This window comes from Zongyangia sp., assembly GCF_965361945.1.
The window spans coordinates 1-4362 of the sequence record NZ_CBDTOK010000058.1 but is presented as its reverse complement, the minus strand read 5'-3'; the positions used below and the strand labels follow the sequence as shown (position 1 = coordinate 4362).

Below are 4362 nucleotides of genomic sequence, written 5' to 3'. Positions count from 1 at the left end.
TGCAGCGGGGGATCCTTCCCCTCCCCAAGGCGTCTACGGTGGAGAAGATGAAAAACAACGCCGATATTTTCAGCTTTGAAATCTCTGCGGAGGATATGGCCACCATCAATACCCTGGGAAAAATCGGCCGCTTGGGCAAACATCCGGATCATTTCGACCTGGACTAAATAGATAAACTCCCACGGGGAAAACGCCTGTTTTTCGTCAAAATATCAAAACATCAATTTTTACTCAAAAGTTTACCAAATGGTCTTTTTTTGAGTGAAAAAATGGTGTATACTAACCATAGTTGCTCATTTTGCCTGCAAATCAATACAGATTTATAGAAAAAGGAGCGAAAACCAATGAACATGAAAAGCTTGACAGACTGCTATGTGCTCAATAACGGGGTTAAAATCCCCTGCGTGGGCTTCGGCACCTTCCTGACCCCCAACGACGAGGTCTGCGAGGCCGTCAAAACCGCCATCAAGGTGGGTTACCGCCACATCGACACCGCTGCTGTTTACGGCAACGAGGTCGGCGTAGGACAGGCGATCAAAGAGTGCGGCGTTCCCCGTGAGGAGCTGTTCATCACCAGCAAGCTGTGGAATGCTGAGCAGGGTTATGAGACCACCCTGGCCGCTTTTGAGAAAACCATGAAGGATCTGGGCCTGGAGTATCTGGATCTGTACCTGATCCACTGGCCCATTCCTCACAACCATAAGCATGACTGGCAGCAGCTCAATGCCGGTACCTGGAAAGCATTTGAGGAGCTGTACAAAGCAGGCCGGATCAAAGCGATCGGTGTCAGCAACTTCATGCCCCATCATCTGGAGCCTCTCATGAAGGTTGCAGAGATCAAACCCATGGTCAACCAGCTGGAGTACCATCCCGCCTTCCATCAGGATGAAACCGTTCCCTACTGCAACGAGCACAACATCCTGGTCGAGTCTTGGGGCCCGCTGATGCAGGGCAAAGCTTTCTCCAACGACCTGCTCAAAGAAGTGGCTGCCAAATACAACAAATCCATAGCGCAGATCTGCATCCGTTGGGAGCTGCAGAAAGGTGTTCTGCCTCTGCCCAAATCCGTTCATGAGGACAGAATCCGCAACAACGCCGATGTATTTGACTTCAACATCTCCGATGAGGATATGGCTTACATCGACACCCTGGGCAAGATCGGCCGCCTGAGCGAGCATCCGGACAACTTTAACGTAGACTAATTCATTTCTCAACTTTCTTTGAAAAAGAGCGGGGGATTTTCCTCCGCTCTTTTTCTTTTTGTGACAAGCCTTTCTATTGTACCCCTGCCCAATTGGGGCTATAATAAAAAGGAAAACAAATTCCCCCTGTGGGAAGGAAGGACGGGACTATGAGGGTTTTCATTACCGGCGGCGCCGGTTTTATCGGAAGCCACACCTGTGTGGCGCTTTTACAGGCGGGTTATGACATTGTGGTGGCGGACAATCTCTCCAACGCAAAGTTGGAGGCAGTGCATCGCATCACCCAGATCACCGGAAAAGCTTTCCCCTTCTACCAGGTGGACATCAGAGACCGGGCGGGACTGGAGCAGATTTTTTCCGCTTACGACATCGACGCGGTCATCCACTTCGCGGGGCTGAAAGCGGTGGGGGAATCGGTGCGAAAGCCTCTGGAATACTACCAAAACAATGTAGCCGGCACCCTGGTCCTCTGCGAAGTCATGAGGCAGTTTGGTTGCAAAAAGATGGTATTCTCCTCCTCTGCCACCGTCTACGGCCCCCAAAACCCCATCCCCTACCGGGAGGAATTCCCCACCGGGCCGGTGAATCCCTACGGCTTCACCAAGCTGATGGTAGAGCAGATTCTCACCGATCTGGGCCATTCTGACCCGGAGTGGAGCATCTCCCTCCTGCGGTATTTTAACCCCATCGGCGCCCATGAAAGCGGCCTCATCGGGGAGGATCCCAACGGAATCCCCAACAACCTTCTCCCCTACATCTGCCAGGTGGCGGTGGGCAAGCTGGAAAAACTCCATGTCTTTGGGAACGACTACGATACCCCCGACGGCACCGGAATACGGGATTATGTCCATGTCTGCGATCTGGCCGAAGGACACCTGAAGGCCCTGGAATACGTGTCCGGCCACACCGGGGTAGACGCGGTAAACCTGGGCACCGGCCGGGGATGCAGCGTGCTGGAGGTGGTGGCCGCCTATGAGCGGGCCTGCGGCAGGCCCATCCCCTATGTAGTCGATCCCCGGAGGCCTGGGGACATCGGGGAATATTACGCCGATCCCTCCAAAGCCAAGGCGGTTTTCGGCTGGGAGGCCAAGAGAAGCTTAGACGACATGTGCCGGGACAGCTGGAACTTTACCCAGAATAACCCGGCGGGACTTTGAGTAAGCAGTGGGGGAAGGCAGTTGAGTATCAGAAAAGCGACACCTGACCAGAGCGGCTTGGTGCGCCAAATTGTGGAAGCATCTGTCCGGGGCAGCTATTCGGGTGTCTACTGTGAAGAAGCGGTGGACATGTTCCTAGAACATCACAGCTTAGAGAATATCCAGGAAGGGTTGGGAAAGGACTTAGTCCTCCTCTCCTATGAGGGAGAGGAACCTGTAGGGGTGGGATGCCTGCGGGGGGAAGAGATCCGGCAGATCTACATCCACCCGGCCTATCAAGGGCGGGGGCATGGCACCAGGCTTCTGCTGGCACTGGAAGCGGCTGCCATAAAGGCCGGACAAAGGCAGGTGTATCTGGATGCTTCCATCCCCGGCAAACCCCTCTATGAAAAGCATGGCTACCGTGAAGTTTCCCACGAGCAGGTCATCGGGGCGCAGGGCGGAATTTTAGACTATTGGCGGATGGAAAAACAGCTCTCCGCCGAAGGCGAGACAGCAAAGGAGGAAGAAAGGATGACAAAGATTACAAGCCGTGTGTTCGGCCAGACCAGAGACGGTCAGGAAGTGAAGGCTTTTACCCTCTCTAATGGGCAGATTCAGACGGAAATTCTGGAATATGGCTGCACCGTCCAGTCCCTGTTTGTCAGGGACAGGGAGGGAGAGGAAGTCAATGTAGTCCTATCCCTGGGCAGTGTGGAGGATTATGAAAAGCAGAACGTCTATCTGGGCTGTGTGGTAGGCCGTTATGGCAACCGGGTTCGGGACGGCCGTTTCACCCTGGATGGCATCACCTATCAGCTGACCCAGAACGACGGAAGCAATCACCTCCATGGCGGAAAGGCAGGCTTTAACCGCAAGGTGTGGCAGGGACAGATCGACGGGGAAACCCTGCGGCTGCGTTATATAAGCCCCGGCGGCGAGGAAGGATATCCAGGCCGGCTCTCCGCCATTGTCTCCTATTCTCTGGAGGGCAATGCCCTGCGTATCGAATATGAAGCCATAACCGACCGGCCTACCATTGTCAATCTGACCAACCACAGCTTCTTCCACCTGGCTGGAGGCCGGGGCGGGGATGTCTGCGGCCATCAGGTTCAGGTTAACGCCAGCCGCTATCTTCAGATCGACGACACCGGCATGCCCGACGGCACCTTTGCCGACGTAGCGGGGACAGTCCTGGATCTGCGGAGGAAAATCTGTGTGGGGGACGTCCTCTCCCAGAAAGACCGGCTGTTGGATATTGTGGGAGGTATCGACCACTGTTACAGCTTTGAAAATGCCGCCGAGGAGGAAAAGGCTTGGCTTTACAGCCCTCTGAGCGGCATTACCATGAAGGTTTACTCCGACTGCGAGGGGATGCAGGTCTACAGCGGCAACTTCCTCACCGGGGCAGATGTGGACCGGTATGGCAAGGAGCTTGTCTCCCGCAGCGGCATCTGCTTTGAACCTCAGCGCTATCCTGATTCCATCAACCAGCCCGCTTTCCCTGATCCCATCCTCCGGCCGGGAGAAACCTATCACCAGTTTACCCTCTACCAGTTTGGCATCGCAGAATAAAAGAATAGAGCGCCGAAGCAAAAGCTTCGGCGCTCTGCTTTTTATTTTAGCCTTTCGCCCTCCCTGCTATGGGAACGGTATTTTTTCCGGTATTCGGCAATGGACATGCCCTCCGTCTCCTTAAACAGCCGGTAGAGGGCGTTGGGGGTGGAAAAGCCCACCAGGGATGCGATCTCTTCCACCGGCAGATCGGTGTCGCACAGGTAGTTCTTGGCGTAGTTGAGCCGGTAGATGCTTAGGGTCTTTGCAAACCCAGTGCCGAAATACTCATAAAACAGGCGGCTGATATGCCGGGGAGAAATATGCAGCGCATCGGCAATGTCCTGCAAGGTGATATCCTGGTCGTAGTTTGCATAAATGTACTTGGTAATCTGAATCGCCAGATTCGGCGGCTCCTGTCTCATTTCCTGGGGAGTTCCCGGCACCATATTGCGCAGGATGCTGAGGAT

At 54.4% G+C, this 4362-nt stretch carries 4 protein-coding genes; 3 read left to right on the top strand and 1 reads right to left on the bottom strand.

Annotated elements, in window-relative coordinates; genetic code table 11:
- Positions 1–350 precede the first annotated feature (350 nt).
- The 3 genes from ACZ25G_RS03650 (at position 351) to ACZ25G_RS03640 (ending at position 3913) form a co-directional block, all read left to right on the top strand.
- Positions 351–1202 carry an aldo/keto reductase gene (locus ACZ25G_RS03650; RefSeq protein ID WP_463681578.1) on the top strand — a complete coding sequence of 284 codons (852 nt, stop codon included), beginning with the start codon at positions 351–353 and terminating at the stop codon, positions 1200–1202.
- A 149-nt stretch (positions 1203–1351) separates the two neighbouring features.
- The gene (gene galE / locus ACZ25G_RS03645) at positions 1352–2359 is read left to right on the top strand and encodes a UDP-glucose 4-epimerase GalE (RefSeq protein WP_463681577.1); all 1008 of its coding nucleotides are present in this window, start codon (positions 1352–1354) and stop codon (positions 2357–2359) included.
- A gap of 21 nt (positions 2360–2380) precedes the next feature.
- Positions 2381–3913: a galactose-1-epimerase gene (locus ACZ25G_RS03640; protein ID WP_463681576.1), complete on the top strand. Its 1533-nt coding sequence runs from the start codon at positions 2381–2383 to the stop codon at positions 3911–3913.
- Between the two features lie 41 nt (positions 3914–3954).
- Here ACZ25G_RS03640 and ACZ25G_RS03635 read toward each other — a convergent pair.
- Positions 3955–4362 (bottom strand): helix-turn-helix domain-containing protein (locus ACZ25G_RS03635; protein ID WP_463681575.1); only part of this gene is annotated, 408 nt, incomplete at its 5' end.

Bases quoted from the DNA above. Each gene is read 5' to 3' on its own strand.
- ACZ25G_RS03650 (WP_463681578.1), top strand. From the start codon at position 351: ATGAAAAGCTTGACAGACTGCTATGTGCTCAATAACGGGGTTAAAATC.
- galE (WP_463681577.1), top strand. From the start codon at position 1,352: ATGAGGGTTTTCATTACCGGCGGCGCCGGTTTTATCGGAAGCCACACC.